The organism is Ferranicluibacter rubi (assembly GCF_011603255.1).
In the GTDB taxonomy this organism is placed as follows: Bacteria; Pseudomonadota; Alphaproteobacteria; order Rhizobiales; family Rhizobiaceae; genus Ferranicluibacter; species Ferranicluibacter rubi.
Map to the genome: position 1 here is coordinate 148,579 of NZ_JAANCM010000009.1, position 21,169 is coordinate 169,747.

The 21,169-nt window shown below is 64.3% G+C and carries 14 protein-coding genes and 1 pseudogene; 6 read left to right on the plus strand and 9 right to left on the minus strand.

Annotation, left to right across the window (positions count from 1 at the left end):
- Positions 1–6: 6 nt before the first annotated feature.
- The 6 genes from G8E10_RS17435 to G8E10_RS17460 all read right to left on the minus strand — a co-directional run bounded on the left by G8E10_RS17435 (position 7) and on the right by G8E10_RS17460 (position 7,353).
- Positions 7–1,224 carry a molybdopterin molybdotransferase MoeA gene (locus G8E10_RS17435; RefSeq protein WP_167130079.1) on the minus strand — a complete coding sequence of 406 codons (1,218 nt, stop codon included), beginning with the start codon at positions 1,222–1,224 and terminating at the stop codon, positions 7–9.
- Complete coding sequence (gene moaC, locus G8E10_RS17440; protein ID WP_167130080.1) at positions 1,221–1,730, minus strand: cyclic pyranopterin monophosphate synthase MoaC; 510 nt, start codon at positions 1,728–1,730, stop codon at positions 1,221–1,223. Before moaC ends, G8E10_RS17435 begins: the two co-directional genes overlap by 4 nt.
- Positions 1,730–2,545 (minus strand): indole-3-glycerol phosphate synthase TrpC, encoded by an 816-nt coding sequence (gene trpC, locus G8E10_RS17445; protein WP_167130081.1) that lies wholly within the window; start codon positions 2,543–2,545, stop codon positions 1,730–1,732. The genes moaC and trpC overlap by 1 nt, the downstream gene beginning before the upstream one ends.
- Position 2,546: 1 nt before the next feature.
- Complete coding sequence (trpD, locus tag G8E10_RS17450) at positions 2,547–3,566, minus strand: anthranilate phosphoribosyltransferase (RefSeq protein ID WP_167130082.1); 1,020 nt, start codon at positions 3,564–3,566, stop codon at positions 2,547–2,549.
- Between the two features lie 14 nt (positions 3,567–3,580).
- Complete coding sequence (locus tag G8E10_RS17455) at positions 3,581–5,470, minus strand: peptidylprolyl isomerase (RefSeq protein ID WP_167130083.1); 1,890 nt, start codon at positions 5,468–5,470, stop codon at positions 3,581–3,583.
- Between the two features lie 116 nt (positions 5,471–5,586).
- Entirely contained in the window at positions 5,587–7,353 is a 1,767-nt protein-coding gene (locus G8E10_RS17460) for a hypothetical protein (RefSeq protein WP_281517634.1), read from the minus strand.
- Between the two features lie 222 nt (positions 7,354–7,575).
- On the opposite strand from G8E10_RS17460, the gene glmU reads away from it, so the two are divergent.
- The 3 genes from glmU to G8E10_RS17475 all read left to right on the plus strand — a co-directional run bounded on the left by glmU (position 7,576) and on the right by G8E10_RS17475 (position 11,739).
- Positions 7,576–8,955 carry a bifunctional UDP-N-acetylglucosamine diphosphorylase/glucosamine-1-phosphate N-acetyltransferase GlmU gene (glmU, locus tag G8E10_RS17465; RefSeq protein ID WP_167130084.1) on the plus strand — a complete coding sequence of 460 codons (1,380 nt, stop codon included), beginning with the start codon at positions 7,576–7,578 and terminating at the stop codon, positions 8,953–8,955.
- A 128-nt stretch (positions 8,956–9,083) separates the two neighbouring features.
- Complete coding sequence (gene glmS, locus G8E10_RS17470; RefSeq protein WP_167130085.1) at positions 9,084–10,910, plus strand: glutamine--fructose-6-phosphate transaminase (isomerizing); 1,827 nt, start codon at positions 9,084–9,086, stop codon at positions 10,908–10,910.
- Positions 10,911–11,028: 118 nt separating this feature from the next.
- Positions 11,029–11,739 (plus strand): DUF502 domain-containing protein, encoded by a 711-nt coding sequence (locus G8E10_RS17475; RefSeq protein ID WP_167130086.1) that lies wholly within the window; start codon positions 11,029–11,031, stop codon positions 11,737–11,739.
- A 3-nt stretch (positions 11,740–11,742) separates the two neighbouring features.
- Here G8E10_RS17475 and recG read toward each other — a convergent pair whose 3' ends face one another.
- The gene (gene recG, locus G8E10_RS17480; RefSeq protein WP_167130087.1) at positions 11,743–13,848 is read right to left on the minus strand and encodes an ATP-dependent DNA helicase RecG; all 2,106 of its coding nucleotides are present in this window, start codon (positions 13,846–13,848) and stop codon (positions 11,743–11,745) included.
- 155 nt (positions 13,849–14,003) lie between these two features.
- Between recG and G8E10_RS17485 the strand changes: the two genes are divergently transcribed.
- The 3 genes from G8E10_RS17485 (at position 14,004) to G8E10_RS17495 (ending at position 18,552) form a co-directional block, all read left to right on the plus strand.
- Positions 14,004–14,324 carry an FAD assembly factor SdhE gene (locus tag G8E10_RS17485; protein ID WP_167130088.1) on the plus strand — a complete coding sequence of 107 codons (321 nt, stop codon included), beginning with the start codon at positions 14,004–14,006 and terminating at the stop codon, positions 14,322–14,324.
- A complete protein-coding gene (mfd, locus tag G8E10_RS17490; RefSeq protein ID WP_167130089.1) occupies positions 14,321–17,827 on the plus strand; it encodes a transcription-repair coupling factor in 3,507 nt (1,168 codons plus the stop codon). The genes G8E10_RS17485 and mfd overlap by 4 nt, the downstream gene beginning before the upstream one ends.
- 185 nt (positions 17,828–18,012) lie before the next feature.
- Complete coding sequence (locus G8E10_RS17495; protein ID WP_167130090.1) at positions 18,013–18,552, plus strand: hypothetical protein; 540 nt, start codon at positions 18,013–18,015, stop codon at positions 18,550–18,552.
- 15 nt (positions 18,553–18,567) lie between these two features.
- Here G8E10_RS17495 and G8E10_RS17500 read toward each other — a convergent pair whose 3' ends face one another.
- Together G8E10_RS17500 and G8E10_RS17505 are read right to left on the minus strand one after the other, a co-directional pair.
- Positions 18,568–19,233: a DsbA family oxidoreductase gene (locus G8E10_RS17500; RefSeq protein ID WP_167130091.1), complete on the minus strand. Its 666-nt coding sequence runs from the start codon at positions 19,231–19,233 to the stop codon at positions 18,568–18,570.
- A 74-nt stretch (positions 19,234–19,307) separates the two neighbouring features.
- Positions 19,308–21,107 (minus strand): annotated as a pseudogene (locus G8E10_RS17505) (extracellular solute-binding protein); the annotation flags it as partial.
- Positions 21,108–21,169 lie beyond the last annotated feature (62 nt).

Genomic DNA, 21,169 nt, shown 5'->3' on the forward strand with positions numbered 1-21,169 from the left:
GGAGGTCTAGACCTCGCGGAGGAGGAGAACGGTGCAGGCCGATCCTGCTTCGAGCGCCGGTGCACCGGGCGATCTGACCATCAAAGCATCCGACTGCGCGAATGTCTGCATCATCGAGGAATCCTGCCGCTCGAAGGCTATCGCCGACAGGCTGCCATCTGCCAGACGCTCGAGCTTTGCGCGGATATAGTCCTGCCGCTTGTCGTTGGCGGCAAGCGGCCCGGCTGTGGTGGCGGCCGCGAGGCGGTTGCGGGCCTTCAGATGACCGAGGGTGCGGACGAGGGGCTCGAGGAAGAGGAGACCGCAGACGAGGCTCGACACCGGGTTGCCGGGAAGGCCGAGCACCTGCATGTCGCCGAGACGGCCGACCATCAGCGGTTTGCCGGGGCGCATGGCGATGCGCCAGAAATCGAGCTCCATGCCAGCACCGACAAGGGTCGATTGGACGAGATCATGATCGCCGACGGAGGCACCGCCGAGCGTGACGAGGATATCGGCGCCTGCTTCTTGTGCGGCCGCCAATCGTTCCTCGATGCTCGACCTGCTGTCGGGAGCGATGCCGAGGTCGATGATCTCCGCGCCATTCTCCCGGGCGATGGCGGCGATGCCGAGCGTGTTGGAGGCGATGATCTGGTCGGGCCCGAGGGTGCTCCCGGGCGGCAGAAGTTCGTCTCCGGTTGCGAGAATAGCGACACGGACGCGCCTGAAGACGTCGAGACTGCCGTGGTTCATGCCGGCGGCCACCGTCAGGCGGCCTGAATCAAGCTGGTCTCCGGCGTGGAGGACGACATCGCCTTCGTGAAAATCCTGGCCGCGCGGCCGGATATGGCGGCCTTTGGCGGGTACGAACCGGGTCTGGACACGATGGCCGTCGAGCCGTTCGGCATCTTCCTGGATCAGCACCGTATCAGCGCCCTCCGGCACGGGAGCACCGGTGAAGATGCGCACTGCCTGTCCCGGGAGCACCGTCCCCGTGAAGCGGCTGCCGGCCGCGGATTCGCCAATGACGGTCACGATGGCGCCGATCTCGGCAATATCCTCGGCACGCAGCGCATAGCCGTCCATGGCGGACGAGTCGAAGGGCGGATGGGTGAGGCGGGATACGAGATCTCTCGCGAGGACGCGGCCCTGAGCGTCACCGATAGCGACCACCTCCGTCTCCGTCACGGGGCGCGCGGCGGCCAGCATGCGTGCCAGCGCGTCTTCGACGGGAAGCAGGCTCATGAGGATTCGGTCTCGCGGATATGCGTTTCGCGCACATAGTCGCCGGAGCGTCCGCCTGACTTTTTCAGAAGGCGGATGCCGCCGATTTCCATCTCGCGATCGACGGCCTTCGCCATGTCGTAGATCGTGAGGCACGCCACGCTTGCGGCCGTCAGCGCTTCCATCTCGACGCCTGTGCGGCCGCTGAGTTTTGCCAGCGTCTCGACGCGCAGGCCGGGCAGGCTCTCGTCGGGCACGATATCGACGGAGACCTTGGTCAGCATCAGCGGATGGCAGAGCGGGATGAGGTTGGCCGTCTGCTTGGCCGCCATGATGCCGGCGAGGCGGGCGGTTCCGATGACGTCGCCCTTTTTCGCGTCGCCCGCGAGGATGATGCGCAGCGTTTCCGGCTGCATGCGGACATAGCCCTCGGCAACGGCGATCCGAACCGTCTCGCTCTTGTCGCCGACATCCACCATGCTGGCTTCGCCGGTTTCGCCGAGATGGGTCAGCGGCGTGCCCGACATCACTCGGCTGCCTGCGTGGTGGCGGACTCGGAAAGCAGGAACCGGGTGGCGGTCGCCACATCCTCCTGCCGCATCAGGCTTTCGCCGACGAGGAAAGTGCCGATGCCTGCGGCTTTCATGCGGGCGCAGTCGGCCGGCGTGAAGATGCCGCTTTCGCCGACGAGATGCCGGTCGTCCGGCACCATGGGAGCGAGACGTTCGGACACAGCGAGATCGACCGCGAAGGTCTTCAGGTTGCGGTTGTTGATACCGAGCAGGGGAGACGAAAGGCGGAGCGCGCGCTCCATTTCCGGTTCGTCATGCACTTCGACCAGCACGTCCATGCCAAGGTCGAAGGCGCAATCCTCGAGCCGGTGTGCGTCGTCGTCGGTGAGCGACGCCATGATGAGCAGGATACAATCGGCACCCCAGGCACGCGCTTCGTGCACCTGATAAGTTTCGAACATGAAATCCTTGCGCAAAGCCGGTAGGGCGCAGGCAGCGCGGGCGGCCGTCAGAAATTCCGGCGCGCCCTGGAAGCTCGGCCCATCCGTCAGCACCGAAAGGCAGGCCGCACCGCCGAGTTCATAGGCCTTGGCGAGTGCCGGCGGATCGAAGTCCGGCCGGATCAGGCCCTTGCTGGGGGAGGCCTTCTTGATCTCGGCGATGAGGCCGTATCTGCCCGCCGCACGTTTGGCTTCCAATGCCTTCAGGAATCCGCGCGGGGCCTCCTGTCCGGCGCTCATGGCCTTGAGGTCGTCGAGCGAGACGCTTGCCTTTGCCGCTGCGATTTCCTCGCGCTTGTAAAGTTCGATGCGGTGCAGGATGTCGCTCATATCAGGCCTCCTCTGCATTCGATACGCGCACGAGTGCCTCCAGCGCGGCGCGGGCAGCGCCGGTTTCCAGCGCCTCGCGCGCCATTGCCATGCCATCCGTCAACGAGCCTGCACGGCCGGAGATGACGAGTGCGGCGGCGGCGTTGGCAAGCGAGATGTCGCGGTAGGGCGTGACGTCACCTGCAAGGACGCCGCTCAGTGCCTTCGCATTGTGCGCGCCGTCGCCGCCCTTGAGGGCTGCGAGATCGACGGTCGGCAGGCCGAAGTCTGCAGGGGTCAGGTCGAAGGTGCGAATCGTTCCGTTCTCGATGGCGGCAACGTGTGTCGTGCCGGTTGTGGTGATCTCGTCGAGGCCTTCGCCGTGGACGACCCAGACGCTGGCGGAGCCGAGGTCGCGTAGGACTTCGGCCACGGGCACCACCCATTGCGGCGAGAATACGCCGACCAGCTGGCGGCTGACGCCCGCAGGGTTGGAAAGCGGGCCAAGCAGGTTGAAGATGGTGCGTGTGCCGAGCTCGACCCGTGTGGGGCCGACATGGCGCATGGCTGAATGGTGCTGCTGGGCGAACATGAAGCCGACGCCGGCCTCGCGAATGCAGCGGGCGATGGCGTCCGGCCCGATATCCAGCTTGACGCCGAGGCAGGAGAGCGCATCCGCCGTGCCCGACTTGGAACTCAGCGCGCGGTTGCCATGCTTGGCAACGGGAACGCCGGCGCCGGCGACGATCAGGGAGGCGAGCGTGGAAATGTTGTAGGTGCCGGCGCCGTCCCCGCCGGTCCCCACGATGTCGATGGCGTCGGCAGGCGCGTCCACGGTCAGCATGCGGGCGCGCATGGCGCCGACAGCACCGACGATCTCATCGACCGTCTCGCCGCGCACGCGGAGCGCCATCAGGAAGCCGCCGATCTGCGAGGGCGTGGCCGCGCCCGACATGATGATTTCGAAGGCGGCCCGTGCGTCGTCCCGGTCGAGAGACTGACCGAGCGCCGCCTTGGCGATGAAAGGTTTGAGGTCCGCCATACGATCCCGTCCGCCTACTGCTGCGCCAGCGCCGTTTCGGCCACCTGCTGGTTGATCGAAACGCCGTAGCGGGTCTGCAATTCGGTGACCATCTGGTCGAGAATATCGTCGCCGCTTGCCTGGGCGATGGCATCGACCTGACGGCTGTCCTGATCCAGCGCATCGCCGGCTGCATTTTCCACGGCGGTGACCTTCAGCAGGATCTGGCCTTCGCCATCCGTGCCGGCTGCGTTCGTCACGAGGCCGTTCGGGCCGCTGAAGGCAGCGGTGACGGCGGCAGGCGAGAGCGCGGCATCCTGCGCGGTTCGGCGCAGGCCCATCTTGGTCTCCACGGCAATGCCGAGTTCCGCCGCGATGGTTTGCAGGGTCTCGCCCTTTTCGACGCGCGCTTTCAGGTCTGCGGCACGCTTGGCCAGTTCGGCGCGCTGCTGCTCGGCCGTCCAGTCGGCAACGACCTTTTCGCGCGATTCGTCGAGCGTGCGATCGCGGGCCGGCATGACGTCCTCGACCTCGAACCAGACATAACCGTCACGGCCGAGATTGATCGGCAGGGTGTCGCTGCCCGGGTCGGCCTTGAAGACCTCGGCCAGCAGTTCCTGCGGCTGCGGCAGATCGGCGATCCTCTCGCCCTGCGCGTCGTTACCGCGCGCATCGACGGCGGGAATGGAGACGGCCTTCAGGTTGCTTTCCGTCGCCGCATCCTGAAGCGTCGCGCCGGAAATACGCGCATCCTCGAACTTGTCGTGGATCGCCGTGATCTCGTTGCTCGCATTGGCAAGGGCGACCTCCTGGCGGAGTTCTTCCTTCACCTCATCGAAGGTCCGGGTGGTTGCGGGGCGGATGTTGGTGACGCGCAGAACGACCGGGCCGAAAGCGCCATCGATAACGGGCGTGGTGCCGCCGTCAGCCGCCACGGCGAAGGTAGCATCGCCGAGCTTTGCGTCCGGCACGCGCTCGCGGGTGAAGTCGCCGAGAAGGACGTCGCCGGAGGTCTTGCCCTGCTCGGAAACGAGTGCATCGAAAGTGGTGCCGGCAGCGAGTTTTGCCGCGGCGGCATCGGCGTCCATACGGCTGGCAAAGGTGAGCTGCTCGACCGTCCGCGTTTCCGGCGTGCTGAAGGTTGCCTTGCGCTTCTCGTAGTCGGCGCGCAGCTCGTCCTCGGTGACAGCGGCCGGATTGGCGATGTCGGTCGGCTCGAGCTTCACATAGGAGATCTTGCGGAATTCGGGGGCGCGATACTCGGCCTTGTGTTCCTCGAACCAGGGCGCGAGCACGTCGTCGGCCGGTGCCTTGATCGGATCGACATTGGCATTCGAGAGAAGCAGGTAATCGAGCGAGCGCGTCTCGTTCTGGTAGGTCTTCAGCGCGTCCGTCAGGACCGTCGGCGCCTTGAAGCCATCCGACAGAGCCTCGACGATCTGCGAGCGGACAGCGACCTGGCTGCGATTCGTGATGTAATCGACCTCACGCAGGCCGGCATTGCGCAGCACGCTGGAGAAGACGGTGCGATCGAACTGTCCGTTGACAGCGCGGAAAGCGGGGTCCTGGCTGATCAGGGTCGCGAGGCGATCCTGCGACAGGCCGAGGTTCATGTCGCTCGACAACTGGTCGAGCGTCGCGCCCGCCACGAGCTGCGAATAGACCTGCGCCTCGACGCCGAAGGCGCGGGCCTGATCGCGCGACAGGCGGGTGCCGAACTGGCGGGAAAGCTGGGCCAGCTGCCGCTCGTAGGCGAGCCGGAAGTCCGCGGGAGACACCTTGACGTCGCCCACCGTCACGACAGCCGTGGAGGCACTCGGCGCGATGGACGACGACACGCCCCAGACTGCGAACGAGGCGACGAGAACGATCAACAGGCCTTTGACGACCCAGGTCTGGGCGCCTCTCCTCAGCATTTCCAACATAAGACTGCGCACCTCAACCGACAAAACACGCGTTCGCCCCGTGGCAAACCGTGTCGTTCCTTACTGCATAAATTTCGAAATCGGAATCAATTTAAGGAGAAATTGCAAAGGCCGTCTTATGGCCGCTGCGATCCGTCGGACGTGGGCAGCAGGCCATTGCGGATGAAGGCGTCGTAGCAGGGCGTGAGAGACACCCTGACATGGCCGGGCAGAAGGGCTGGCGCATAGAGAGCGAGCAGCGCGGTCTGCGTCGGCGTGGCGGGGCAGGTCGGCATCAGTGCGAGATCGACTGTCCGGATGGCGTCGTTCTCCGCGTCGCCCGGAGGCGGGACGGCCCGCGTCGGATCGGCGCCGATGGCGATGTTCCGTGGTGCCTGTCGATCCATCAACCAAGGGAAAGGATTGACGAAGTCGATGGACATGATGGTTTCGAATCGGATGCCATGACGGGCTTCATAAGCGCGGACGGCGGAAATGGCGCGATCGGCGTTATGAAGCCAGGCCCATTGGAAGTCGAAGTCGCTGAAAAGAAGGATGGAGAAGGGTTCGCCGGCAACCGCCAGCGCATCGAAGGCTTTCCGGTTCTCGACGAACATGGCTTCCATCAACCGTGCCCGCTCCGCAAAGCTCGGCCGGATGGCAAAGGCGCCCATCGTCTTCAGGTTCTGGTGATCGAGGCGCACCGTTCCCAGCATGCCCACCCAGGCGCGGCTGGCCTTCTGGACGACCGCGACCGCCGGGGGGATGACGACCGCGAGAGCGAGCACCGCGACGATACCGGAGCGCACCGTGTTGCCGTGACGGCGGTAATGATCGAGGCCGGTGGCGAGCAGCAGCGGGTAGAGAAATATCAGAGCCTGGCTGCCGGTATTCTGGCTTTCGAAGAACAGGCCGGCGAGAAGAAAGACGGAAATCCAGACGAAGGGAAAATCGAGGATTGCCGAAACCGTCTTCGGCGACGGTGCGGACGCCGCGTTGCGCAACCGCTGGCGGACAAGATCGAGATCGGTGAGGACAAGTGCGAGGCAGAGCCCGGCTGTCGCCAGCGACACGCCGATATTCATCGAGGCAGCCTTCAGGAGGCGCGGCAGGAGCGTTTCATCGTTGAGCAGGAGGAGGGCGAGGATATCACCGATATAGGCCGACACCACGCCGGTCGCCAACTCCAGGCCGACGAGGATCGCAGTGAAGATGCTTGCCGCGATCACGGAGCGCTTCAGGCTCAGCCGTCCGGCGGCAAGCGCCATCCCGCACATCAGTGCGCCGGCGACGACACCGGTGATCTTGATGAAGAAGAGCGCCAGCATGCTGGCCGCGACGCCGCCGCAGAGCTTTCGACAGTCCTTCATGAAGACCAGGGCCGCAGCGAGGACATAGAGGAGCTGGCAGACTTGGCGGTTGTAGATGCCGAAGCCTTCGGAGCCTGGATAGGGATAGAAGTTGCCGATGTTGAAGGGCAGCAGCGAATAGAGGAGGAATGGCGCGAGAAGCGCGAAGGCGAGGGCGGTCGAGCGGCGCTGGACGTCGATCAGGACCACCGCCATCAGGGGGACGGTGACGACGAGGAGCGACCATGCCGACAGGAAGAGCGGATGTCCGTTCGGGAAAAGCCAGATCGCACCGGCAAAGAGGTAATAGCCGAGAGCACCGACAGGCGCGAAGAAATCGATGGAAGGGATCTGCCCGCCTGCGATCCGATTCGTTGCATCCAGGTAGATGTAGAGATCCCACATCATCGCACCCATCGGCTGATGGAGGGTGGTGAGAAGCGCCAAGGGCAACGCGAGCAGGACGGCGGCAAGTGCGAGGACCGGCGCAGACTGCTTCAGCCGGAAATAGCGTCCTTCCGGCGCTGCGCGTAGGTCATTCGCGACGGATGCCATGGAACGCCTCAAAGCGGCTGAGTTTTCGAACGGACTTGCTTATCGCATCGTGATCTTTTCATTGCGTTAACGTCGGGTCCAGGGGGCTCCTGTGGAGCGGCTTCGTGACCCAGGACCGCCACCGTGCTCCTCTTGAAATCTGCTTCGCAAATCCATGCCTTTTGCTCTATGAGGCTGAGGCAACGTCTGGCGGCCCGGCTGGACGAGACCGGGAGAAACGCCATGAGCACCACCATTACAGACGCCCGTACTTGCCTCGCCGTGGTCCTCGCCGCGGGCGAGAGCACGCGGATGAAGTCCTCTCTGTCGAAGGTGCTGCATCCCGTCGCGGGCCGGGCAATGATTGCCCATGTGATGGAGTCGCTTGCCGGGGCCGGCATTCAAGCGGCCGCTCTCGTGGTGGGTCGCGATGCCGATGCGGTGGCCGCCGCCGCGCGTCGCGACGATCTGGCCCTGACGACGCATCTGCAGACCGAGCGGCTGGGCACCGGGCATGCCGTGCTCGCAGCGCGCGAGGCGATCTTGAAGGGCTATGACGATGTGATCGTCGTTTTCGGGGATACGCCGCTCATCACCGCCGAGCCTTTGAAGGCAGCGCGCGCGCGGCTTGCGGCCGGGGACGATGTCGTGGTCATCGGCTTTCACACGGCCCGCCCGACAGGCTACGGCCGGCTGATCATCGAGAACGACACGCTGCTGGCGATCCGCGAGGAGAAGGACGCCTCTGAGGCCGAGCGGGCGATCACCTATTGCAATGGCGGGCTGATGGCCATGAACGGCGCGCGGGCGCTCGAATTTCTCGACGCGATCGGGAATGCCAACGCCAAGGGCGAATATTACCTGACGGATGTGGTGGAAGTGGCGCGGGCTGCCGGCGCCCGCACGATCGCCATCGAAGCGCCCGAGACCGAGCTGATGGGCTGCAACAACCGGGCGGAACTGGCAGCCATCGAAGCTGCCTGGCAGACGCGGCGGCGCCATGCGCTGATGGTCTCCGGCGTCTCGATGATCGCGCCTGAGACCGTGTTTCTCTCATACGACACGCAGCTCGCGCAGGACGTGTTGGTCGAGCCGAATGTTGTCTTCGGCCCCGGTGTGACCGTGGAGCGCGACGCCGTCATCCATGCGTTTTCACATCTGGAAGGCGCGCATGTTTCGGCCGGTGCCACCGTCGGCCCCTATGCACGGCTTCGGCCGGGTGCGTATCTTGGGGTGAATGCCAAGGTCGGCAATTTCTGCGAGGTCAAGAAGGCCGAAATCGGCGAAGGCGCCAAGATCAACCATCTGACCTATATCGGCGACGCATTCGTGGGCGCGGGCACCAATATCGGCGCGGGCACGATCACCTGCAATTACGACGGTGTGAACAAGCATGTCACACGCATCGGCGCGCAGGCCTTCATCGGCTCGAACTCTTCGCTGGTCGCACCCATCACCATCGGTGACGGGGCGCTGGTTGCGTCCGGCAGCGTCATTACCGACGATGTGCCGGCCGATGCAGCCGCGTTCGGACGTGCCCGACAGACGGTGAAGCCTGGACGCGCGAAGCTGTTGCGCGAGCGGTACTTGGCCGAGAAGGCCGCCAAGAGCGGAAAGGCCTGACCCGGTCAGCCGCGCCCGGCGGCGTTACCGGCTGATACCGAAAGTGACGGTAGGCCGGTTGCTCCCGGCGCAAAAAACAGTAGTGAGCTTGAGGCTCAAGGTCTGGGCTCGAAATATCGGAGAAGTTCATGTGCGGCATCGTCGGCATCGTCGGGGCACGGCCCGTTTCGGAGAGGCTGGTCGATGCCCTCAAGCGGCTCGAATATCGCGGCTATGATTCGGCCGGTGTTGCGACGATCCATGACGGCCAGCTCGACCGTCGGCGCGCCGAAGGCAAGTTGTTCAACCTGGAAACGAAGCTCGCCGGCGATCCGCTTCCCGGCCTGATCGGCATCGCGCACACGCGCTGGGCGACGCATGGCGCACCGACGGAAAACAACGCCCATCCGCATTTCACCGATGGCGTCGCCGTCGTGCACAACGGGATCATCGAGAATTTCTCCGAGATCAAGGACGCTCTGATCGCGGAAGGCGCGACCTTCTCGACGCAGACGGACACAGAGGTCGTCGCGCAGCTGCTCGCCAAGCTTCGGCGGGACGGGCTGGACGGTAGACAAGCCATGCAGGCGATGCTGCGGTCCGTTACCGGTGCCTACGCGCTGGCGGTCCTGTTTGCCGATACGCCGGGTACGATTCTCGCAGCCCGTTCCGGCCCGCCGCTTGCGGTCGGCTATGGCGCGCAAGAGATGTTTCTCGGCTCGGATGCGATCGCGCTTGCACCCTTCACCAACGAGATCACCTATCTCAACGATGGCGACTGGGCCGTGCTGACGGCGGGTGGCGTCGAAATCCTCGACCATGACGGCAACTCTGTGACGCGGCCGCGGCAGGTGTCGATCGCCGCCGCCTACATGGTGGACAAGGGCAACCACCGGCACTTCATGGAAAAAGAGATCTACGAGCAGCCGGAGGTCATCTCGCACGCGCTTGGCCACTATGTCGATTTCACGGAGAACCGCGTCAGCGCTGCCGCCTCGGCCATCGATTTCGCCCGGATACCGAGCCTTGCCATCTCGGCCTGCGGCACGGCCTATCTCGCTGGTTTGATCGGCAAATACTGGTTCGAGCGCTATGCGCGGCTGCCGGTGGAGATTGATGTCGCCTCCGAGTTCCGCTATCGCGATATTCCCCTGTCGCCCGATGCGGCGGCTCTGTTCATCTCCCAATCCGGTGAGACGGCGGATACGCTGGCGTCGCTGCGCTACTGCAAGGATCTCGGTTTGACGATCGGCGCGGTCGTCAACGCAAGTGAATCGACCATCGCGCGCTCGTCGGATGCCGTCTTCCCGATTCTCGCCGGTCCGGAAATCGGCGTCGCCTCCACCAAGGCCTTTACCTGCCAGCTGGCCGTGCTGGCAGCGCTTGCCGTCGGCGCCGGGCGCGCGCGGGGCACCATTTCCATTGAGGAAGAGCGCGTTCTCGTGCGGCATCTTGCCGAAATGCCGCGGATCATGGCGAGCGTGCTGAACGCCATCCAGCCGAAGATGGAAAGCCTTGCGCGCGAGCTCTCCAAGTGCCGGGACGTTCTCTATCTCGGCCGTGGCACCAGCTTTCCGCTCGCCATGGAGGGCGCGTTGAAGCTGAAGGAGATTTCCTACATCCACGCCGAGGGCTATGCCGCCGGCGAACTGAAGCATGGGCCGATCGCGCTGATCGACGAGAACATGCCGGTCATCGTGATCGCGCCGCACGACCGGTTCTTCGAGAAGACGATCTCGAACATGCAGGAGGTCGCGGCCCGCGGCGGTCGGATCATCTTCATCACCGACGAGCGGGGCGCGGCCGCTTCCAAGTTGGAGACCATGAGCACGATCGTGCTGCCGAACGTGGACGAGCTGATCGCGCCGATGATCTTCTCGTTGCCGATCCAGCTTCTGGCCTACCACACCGCCGTGTTCATGGGCACGGACGTGGACCAGCCGCGAAATCTCGCAAAGTCCGTCACGGTCGAATAGCGGCTTTGGCGCGCAGCCGCAGCATGCTTGGTTGCAGTGCGGCTTTTGCCATTGTCCGCCCGACGGCAACGCCATATCATTCGTTTGCGGCCGCGAACCGAGTGCCGATGGAATCAGCATGACCGAAGCTCCGACGCGCATCTCCCTTGCCACCCGTCTGCGAAACAACTTTCTCGCGGGGCTGGTGATCTGCGCGCCGATCGCCATCACGCTCTGGCTGACCTGGAGCTTCGTGCGCTGGGCCGACAGCTGGGTGAAACCCTATATTCCCGCCCGCTACAACCCGGACAGCTATCTGAATTTCGCGGTGCCGGGTTTCGGCCTTCTGATCGCGCTGATCGTCATCACCATCATCGGCTTTCTCGGCAAAAACCTCATCGGGCGATCCGTCGTCAATCTGGGTGAACAGGTGCTGAACCGCACGCCGCTGGTGCGCGGTCTCTACAAGAGCCTGAAGCAGATCTTCGAGACGGTGTTGAAGGAGCAGGGCACGCCCTTCAACAAAGCGGCGCTGATCGAGTATCCAAGTGTTGGGCTCTGGTCGCTGGTGTTCATTGCCACGGATGCCAAGGGCGAGATCGCCTCGAAATTTGATGCGATGGGCCGCGACATGGTGGCCTGCTTCATGCCACCGACACCGGTGCCGACGGCGGGGTTCCTCGTCTTCGTCCAGCGCGAGAAGATCGTACCGCTCGACATGAGCGCCGAGGATGCCGCCAAGATCGTCATCTCGGTCGGGCTGGTCACGCCGCCCGAAGGCGGACCGGTGGCGACGACGCGCAAGGGCCGCAAGGCTGCCGAGCCCATGCCGGTCGTCATCGAATCCTGACGGTCATCCGGCTCGCAGGAAGCGGATCGCTTCGTCGCGCCGATGAAGATAGAGCAGTGTTCTCAAGGCTTCGCCGCGCGGCGTCGTGAGATCGGGATCGCGCTCGATCACATAGGCTGCATCCTTGCGTGCAATCTCCAGAAGATCGGCATGGGCCTCCAGGCTCGCGATGCGGAAGCCCGGCGTGCCGGACTGCCGGGTGCCCAGCAGCTCGCCTTCTCCCCGCAGCTTCAGATCCTCCTCGGCAATCACGAAGCCGTCTTCCGTGTCCCGCAGGATGGACAGGCGGGCGTGGGCCGTCTGGCTGAGCGGCCCCTTGTAGAGCAGGATGCAGCTTGACGCCTGATCGCCACGGCCGACGCGGCCGCGCAACTGGTGGAGCTGGGCGAGGCCGAATCGCTCGGCATGTTCGATGACCATGATCGTCGCATCCGGCACGTCCACGCCGACTTCCACGACGGTGGTGGCGACGAGAAGACGCGTTTCGCCATTCTTGAAGGCGAGCATGGCGGCGTCCTTATCCGGGCCGGCCATTCGCCCGTGAATGAGGCCGGCGACGGGGCCCAGACGGGCGACGAGGATCTGGAAGCGCTCGTCGGCGGACATGAGGTCGGAGAGTTCCGACTCTTCCACCAGCGGGCAGATCCAGTAGATCTTCTTGCCTTCCTCGATCGCCCCGCGCAGCCGCTCGACGATGTCGTCCAGCCGCTCCGTCGGCAGCGTCACCGTCTGGATCGGCTTTCGGCCGGCGGGCTTCTCCGTGAGCTTGGAGACGTCCATATCACCGAAAGCGGCGAGCACGAGGGTGCGCGGGATCGGCGTTGCGGTCATCACCAGCATGTGCGGCGACACGCCCTTGGCGGTCAGCCGGAGGCGCTGGTGGACGCCGAAGCGATGCTGCTCATCCACCACGGCCAGCAACAGGCGATGGTAGGAGACCGTGTCCTGGAAAAGCGCGTGGGTGCCAATGACGATATCCGTTTCGCCCGAGGCCAGACGCTCGAGCATAGCGTCGCGCTCTCGGCTTTTCGTGCGACCGGTTAGCACGTCGATCTTCACGCCTGCGGGGCCGGCGAGCCGGCTGAGCGTCGTAAAATGCTGACGGGCAAGAATTTCCGTTGGCGCCATGAGCGCGGCTTGGCCGCCGGCCTCGACGGCAGCCAGCATCGCCATCAGCGCGACGGCCGTCTTGCCCGAGCCGACGTCACCCTGGAGAAGCCGAAGCATGCGCTCCTCGCGCGCCATGTCGGCGAGGATGTCGGCGACCGCCGCGGTCTGGCTTCCGGTCAGGGAGAAGGGCAAGGCGGAGATGACGGGGCCGCTCAGCGCGCCCGTCGCCTTGACCGGGGTTCCCGGCAGGATGCGCAGGCGCTGGCGGACGAGCGAGAGGGACAGCTGCCCGGCCAGGAACTCGTCATAGGCAAGCCGCCGACGTGCCGGTGCGCGCGGATCGATATCCGTGGCGTCGCGCGGCTCGTGCAGGGCGATGAAGGCATCGCGGACGGTGAGGAAATCCTGTTTCTCCAGAAGCGCCTCGTCCAGCCATTCCTGGAAGTTCGGTATCCGCGTCAGCGCCGCCTCGATCGTGCGACGCAGTGTCTTTGGCGAAAGGCCGGCCGTCAGACCGTAGACCGGCTCGACGAGGGCCATGGTCTCCGCATCCTCCTCGCGAACCATCAGGTCGGGATGCACCATCGACGCGCGGCCGTTGAACCAGTCGACTTTTCCCGAGACGATGACGATGTCGTCGATCGGCAGCTGCTTCTCCAGCCAGTTGCCCTTGACCTTGAAGAAGGTCAGCGCCAGCTCGCCGGTGTCGTCCTGCAGGAAGACCCGGTAGGGCATGGAGGAGCGGCCGGGCGGTGGCGGCTGGTGGCGGTCGATCCGGCCCTTGATGGTGACGATGGCGCCGGCAAGCGCGTTCATCACGCCCGGCTGGTGGCGGCGGTCCACGATGGAGTGCGGCGCGTGGAAGAGGAGGTCCACCACGCGGCAGTCCTCGATGCTCTCTCGACCGAACAGCCGGGCGAGAAACTCGCCGACTTTGGGGCCGACGCCGGGCAGCGTATCGAGCGAGGCAAAAAGCGGGTCGAGAAGGGCAGGGCGCATCGGGGAACTTCACTTGACGAAACGGACTTTGGCAAGGCTGACAAGTCGGTGTGCAGCGTTTATAGGAGCGGCGGGACCGTGGCAGCAAGGCTCAATTTCGGCTCGTCCCGAACGACGGTCACGGCACCGGTCATACGCCGCAAGAGGGACAGTCCATGACAGGCATCACCCGCACCAGTGCCGATCTCGATCTGCGCCGCCGCAAGATCCTCTTCCGGGCGTGGCATCGGGGCTTGCGCGAGATGGATCTCGTCTTTGGGCAATTTGCGGACAACGAGCTTGCCGACCTGCCGGATGCCGATCTCGACGAGCTCGAACGCATCATGAATGAGGAAGACAACGATCTGGTGAAGTGGATCCTGGGCGAACGCGATCTGCCCGATCATTTCCGCACGCCGCTCTTCGCACGCATTTCCGCCTACCGTCCGGATTTCGAACCGCAGTCGGGACCGGCGACCACAGGACCTTCTGAATGATTGCCGGATTTGACAAGAAGAAGATCGCGGGCGTCGCGCGCGAGATCACAATCGGGCCCGTGCCGGCCGGCGTCGAGCCGCTGCTGCTGGCCGAGATCGCGCGTGCGGAAGGCCCCGTTGCCTACATCCTGTCCGACGGACAGCGGCTTGCCGATATCGAACAGATGCTCGGCTTTGCCGCACCCGATATTCCCGTGCTCACGCTGCCGGGCTGGGACTGTCTGCCATACGACCGCGTTTCCCCGAGCGCCGATGTTTCCGCCCGGCGGCTGTCGGCGCTGAGCGCACTGATTGCGCATGCCCGCAAGCCGCATCCGGCCATCGTGCTGGTGACCGTCAATGCGGCGCTGCAGAAGATGGCGCCGAAGGACGTGATCGAGGGCCTCGCCTTCTCCGCCCGGCCGGGCGCGAACATCCGCATGGACGACGTGGCGGCCCTTCTGTCGCGCAATGGGTTCGAGCGCGTGGCGACGGTGCGCGAGGTCGGCGAATTTGCCGTGCGCGGGGGCATTCTCGATGTCTTCGTTCCCGGCAGCGCGGAGCCCGTGCGGCTGGACTTCTTCGGTGACACGCTGGAGACCATCCGGTCCTTCGACCCCGCAAGCCAGCGCACGACGGGGCAGGCGCGGTCGCTCGACCTCAATCCGATGAGCGAGGTTTCTCTGACGCCGGAAACGATCAGCCATTTCCGGACGCGCTATCTGGCGCTGTTCGGCGCGACGACGCGGGACGATGCGCTGTATCAAGCCGTCTCCGAAGGCCGGCGCTATGCCGGCATGGAGCACTGGCTGCCGCTGTTCTACGACACGCTCGACAGCGTGTTCGACTATCTCCCGGGCTTCCGGATCGTCACGGACCATGTGGTGCGGGAGGCTGCGGCCGAGCGCTCGAAGCTCGTCCACGATTATTATGATGCGCGACGTGAGTCGGGAGCGACGGGCAAAAACCAGGCATCGCAGGGCACGCCCTACAAGCCGGTGCCGCCGGAGCAGCTTTATCTGACGGCGGACCAGTTTTCCGCAGCCCTTGCCAGCGGGAACGCCATTCGCCTGTCGCCGTTCTCCGAGCCGGAAGGCGAGGGCCGCAAGGTCGTGACCATAGACGCGCGCCTCGGTGTGCGCTGGGCGAAGAATGCCAACGAGAGTGCGCCGGAGGGCGAGCGCGTCAACGTTTTCGACCAGGCCGTCAAATACATTGCCGACAAGCGCGCCAAGGGTGCCAAGGTGCTCGTCACCGGCTGGTCCGAAGGATCGCTCGACCGGCTGCTTCAGGTACTGGCGGAGCATGGGCTCGGCAATATCAAGCCGGTCGCGTCCTTCGGCGAGGTCGGCAAACTCAAAGCCGGCGAAGCTGCCGCTGCCGTCCTCAGCCTCGAGAGCGGTTTCGAGAGCGGCGATCTCGTCGTCATCGGCGAGCAGGATATTCTCGGCGACCGGATGGTGCGCCGCTCCAAGCGCCGCAAGCGCGGGGCCGACTTCATCGCCGAAGTGGCGGGGCTCGACGAGGGCTCGATCGTCGTTCACGCCGAGCACGGCATCGGGCGGTTCGTCGGGCTTCGCACCATCGAGGCCGCCGGCGCGCCGCATGCGTGTCTGGAACTCGTCTATGCCGACGATGCCAAGCTCTATCTGCCGGTCGAAAACATCGACCTCCTCTCCCGCTACGGTTCGGAAGGCAGCGATGCCATTCTCGACAAGCTGGGCGGTGTCGCGTGGCAGGCGCGCAAGGCCAAGCTGAAGAAGCGGCTGCTGGACATGGCCGGTGGCCTCATCCGCATCGCGGCCGAGCGACTGACGCGGCGCGCACCTGTGCTGACGACGCCGGAAGGGATCTACGACGAATTTGCCGCGCGCTTCCCCTATGACGAGACCGAGGACCAGATGACCTCGATCGAGGCCGTGCGGGACGATCTCGGCGCCGGCCGGCCGATGGACCGGCTGGTGTGCGGCGATGTCGGCTTTGGCAAAACCGAGGTTGCGCTGCGCGCCGCGTTCATCGCGGCGATGAACGGCGTTCAGGTCGCGGTCGTCGTTCCCACGACGCTTCTTGCCCGCCAGCACTTCAAGTCGTTTACGGAGCGATTCCGCGGCCTGCCGATCCGGCTGGCGCAGGCCTCGCGCCTCGTCGGTTCCAAGGAGCTGGCGCTGACGAAAAAGGAGGTTGCCGACGGCAAGACCGATATCGTTGTCGGCACCCACGCCTTGCTCGGCAGCGCCATCAACTTTGCCAATCTCGGCCTTCTGATCATCGATGAGGAGCAGCATTTCGGCGTGAAGCACAAGGAGCGGCTGAAGGAGCTGAAGTCGGACGTTCACGTGCTGACGCTTTCGGCGACGCCGATCCCGCGGACGCTGCAGCTTGCCCTCACCGGCGTGCGGGAGTTGTCCTTGATCACGACACCGCCCGTCGACCGCATGGCCGTGCGCACGTTCATCTCGCCGTTCGACGCGCTGGTGATCCGCGAGACGTTGATGCGCGAGCACTATCGCGGCGGACAGAGCTTCTATGTCTGCCCGCGGCTTGCCGATCTTGACGACGTTCATGCCTTTCTGCAGTCCGACGTGCCGGAACTCAAGGTCGCCATCGCCCACGGGCAGATGCCGGCGACCGAACTCGAGGACATCATGAACGCCTTCTACGAAGGGCGGTACGATGTGCTTCTGTCGACCACGATTGTGGAGTCCGGGCTCGACGTGCCCCGCGCCAACACGCTGATCGTCCACCGGGCGGATATGTTCGGGCTGGCGCAGCTTTATCAGCTGCGCGGCCGCGTCGGCCGGTCGAAGGTGCGGGCGTTCGCGCTGTTCACGCTGCCGGTCAACAAGACGCTGACGGGACCTGCCGAACGGCGACTCAAGGTGCTGCAATCGCTCGACACGCTCGGCGCGGGCTTCCAGCTCGCGAGCCACGACCTCGACATTCGCGGCGCCGGGAACCTGCTCGGCGACGAACAGTCCGGTCATATCAAGGAGGTCGGTTTCGAGCTCTACCAGCAGATGCTGGAAGAAGCGGTTGCGGAACTGAAGGGCGATGACGAAGTGACCGACAGCGGCTGGTCGCCGCAGATCTCGGTCGGCACGCCGGTGATGATCCCGGATGAGTACGTGCCGGACCTGCATCTCCGTCTGATGCTCTACCGCCGACTCGGCGAAATCACCGAGCTTGCCGATATCGACGCCTTCGGCGCCGAGCTCATCGACCGTTTCGGGCCGTTGCCGATCGAGGTTCAGCACCTGCTGAAGATCGTCTACGTCAAGTCGCTCTGCCGGACAGCCAATGTTGAGAAGCTGGATGCAGGGCCGAAGGGTGTCGTCGTCCACTTCCGCAATCGCGATTTCCCGAATCCGGCGGGCCTTGTCGGCTACATCGCCAAGCAGGGAACGCTCGCCAAGGTGCGACAGGACCAAAGCATCTTCTTCCAACGGGATTATCCGACGCCGGAGAAGCGGCTTGCCGGTGCTGCCATGCTGATGACGCAACTCGCAGCGATCGCGAAGGGATGATCCCAACTCCGTGAGAAATATCTGATGTACAGGATTGACACGCTATTGGTGTCGCGCAACATTGTCGCTCGTTAAGCGGGAGAACGGCAATGGATGAATGGCTTGTGCTTGCAAAGACAATCGTGCCGGGCCTTGAGAAGGCGTTGGCGGCGGATCGGTCCGGAACGCTCGCGGCGGATGTCGTCGTGGCTCTGAAGGCTGTGCCGGGCGTGATGATACCGGCAGACGCCGCTGTCATCCTCGACGGCGATCCTGCGCTGAAGGAGCGTATCGTGACACAGATATCGTCGTTGACCGAAAAGAGCAGTGGGATAGCGACCGCTCCGGTGAGCCCGGTCCCGCCGGCTGTTCCTGACGAGATTGCGGAAAAGCTGCGTCGTCTGGACGAGGAGTTCGACAAGCTGGAGCGGGCGCGCTGGTTCTACCTCGAATTGCAGGCGCGAAATGCCAAGCATGTCTGGGTGAACCCGGCTCTCTCCATCGGCATCACCGGCGGATTTATCCTCCTCGTCTACATCGTGGCCTTTTGGAAAGTCGAACCAGAAAACTCAGCCGTCTTCAACATCATCCTCGGTGCGTTCGCCACAGCATTCGCGACTGTCATCAGCTTCCATTTCGGATCGTCCATCGGCTCGAAAGACAAGGATCAGGACAAGCGCAGAGAGGCAATGGAGCAGGCGTCCGCCGTGGATGCTGCGGCGATCGCACGTATCGCGGTGACCTAAGTCAGGCAGAATCTGTCAGTTGATATTCGCCTGGTTCTTCATCTGGGCGATGTCGCGGAGCGCGTTGGTGAGCGCCTCGACGGATTGCGCACCCATCACAGCATATTTGCTGTCTATGATGAAGCAGGGAACGCCGGTGACGCCCATGTCTCGTGCCATGTCGATCTCCGTCTTGACGTCGGCGGTGTCGGCGTCGGAGGCAAGCAGAGTGGTGACGACGGCGCGGTCGAGGCCGCCGGCTTGGGCGATGTCGATCAGGGTCTCCCGGTCGCCGACGTTGCGACCTTCCTCGAAGTTGGCGCGGAACAGGCCCGTCACGACGTTTGCCTGAATATCTGCGCCTTCCGCCTGGGCCCAGCGGATGAGCCTGTGCGCGTCGAGTGTGTTCGGCGAGATCTTCACGGCGTCGAAGTTGAAGGCCACGCCATCGGCGTGCCCCAGTGCCGTAAGGGTTTTGTGCGCCCGGGCAACGGCGGCGTCTCCACCGAGCTTTGCGGCCAAGTGTGCCTTGTGATCGACGCCTTCCGGCGGCAGGTCGGGATTAAGCTGGTAGGGGCGCCAGCTGACCGTGACGAGGATCTCGCTGGCCAGCTCGGCGATGGCCTTGTCCAGCCGCGCCTTGCCGAGATAGCACCAGGGGCAGACGACGTCCGAGACGACGTCGATGGTGACGTGTTCCATGGTTGTTACTTCCCTTTCTGGCTTTGCTGGCCTTGCGGTACCGCAGGCGGCTGTGGCGCCGGTGAAGCGCCTGTCTGTGCATCGGCATCCCACCAGGTCGGCAGGCTGTAGCCGTAGAGCGGAACGGTGTTCGGCCGACCGATGCGCTTGTGGCGGCCGACCCACTGCGAGGCCACGTGATAGAGCGGCACCGCGTAGAAGTTGGAGACGAGCATCCTGTCATGGGCGCGAACGGCGGCGGTAAAATCTTCCTGCGAGCGCGCCTGCAGAATGTTGTTGATCAGCGTGTCGATATCCTTGTCGGCAACGCCGGCAAAATTTTCGCTGCCCTGCCGGTCGCGCGATTGCGATGACCACCGGCCAAGCTGCTCGATGCCGGGCGAGAGGGAGGACGGGAAGGACTTGACGATGATGTCGTAGTCGAAGGACTGGCTGCGTTGCTGGTACTGCGAATCATCGACAGTACGCACGCCTGCGCGAATGCCGAGCGCTGCCAGGAAGCGCTGGTAGGCCAGCGCCATCTTCTCCTGACCCTCGTTCTGGGTCATGATCTCGAATGCGAGCTGCTGCCCGTCGGCGTTCTTCATCTGACCGTCGCGGATCGTATAGCCGGCTTCGCGCAGCAGCGTCACCGCTTCGCGCAACACGTTGCGATCCCGCCCGGAGGCGTCGGTAACGGGCAGGCGATAGGTTCCATCCAGCACGCCGGGGAGGATGCGGTTGCGGATATCGCCGAGGAGGCCCAATTCGCGATCGTCGGCCGGCTGGCCGAGGTAGGAGAGGCCGGAATTCTGCCAGTAGCTCTGCGTGCGCGTGTAGGCGCTGTCATAGAGGTTCTTGTTGACCCATTCGAAATCGAAGACGAGAGCAAGACCCTGCCGCAGTTTCGGGTTGTCGAACATCGCCCGACGGGTATTGAAGACGAAGCCGAGCATGCCCGAGGGGGTCTTCGGCGAGAACGTATCCTTGATGACCTCGCCGGATTGTACCGCCGGAAAATTATAGCTGCGCGCCCAGCGGTTGGGGCTACCTTCCGGGTAGATGTCGATCTCGCCCTTCTTGAAGGCTTCGAACAGCGAATTGTCCTGCAGGAAATATTCGACGGAAACGCGGTCGTAATTGTCCTGGCCGATCTTGGACGGCAGGTCCTTTGCCCAATAGGTCGGGTCGCGCTCATAAACGATCCGCTCGCCCGGCGTGACAGAGGCGACCTTGTAGGGGCCGGACCCGATCAGGAATTTCAACGTCGTCTGGTCGAAGGTCTCGACCGGCGTCGCGTGCTTCGGCAGAATCGGCGTCATCGCGATGAGGAGCGGGAATTCGCGGTCGCTCTTCTCATTGAAGGTGAAGCGAACACTGCGGTCGCCGACCTTTTCCATCTTGGCAACCTTGTCGAGCCTTGACGCGAAGGGCACCCGGCCCTTGTCGCGGAAGATTTCGAAGGTGAAGATGACATCCTCCGGCGTCACCGGTTGGCCATCGGACCAGCGCGCCTTTGGGTTGAGATTGAACTGGATGAAGGTCCGGTCTTCATCCCATTCCACCGTTTCCGCCAAGAGCCCGTAGAGCGAGAACGCCTCGTCGCGCGAGCGCGTCATGAGCGAATCATAGATGAGGTTGCCGTATTCCGGATCGAGCATGCCGCGCGCCGTCGTGCGCATGCTTTTCAGGATGAAGGGATTAAGGTTGTCGAACGAACCCACGACTCCATAGGAGATGTGGCCGCCCTTCTTCACCTGCGGATCGACATAGGGAAAGTTCTTGAAGTCGGCGGGCAGGGCCGGCGTTCCGTGCATGGCAATGCCGTGAACGGGCTCGGCGATAGCCGCGCCGGCGGCCGACAGGGACGTGAACAGGGCGAGGCCCAGAAACAATGCGCGCACACGGTTCTCCGATGCGGACGGGCCCGGCAAGAGTTCGAGCGGATCCAGAAACG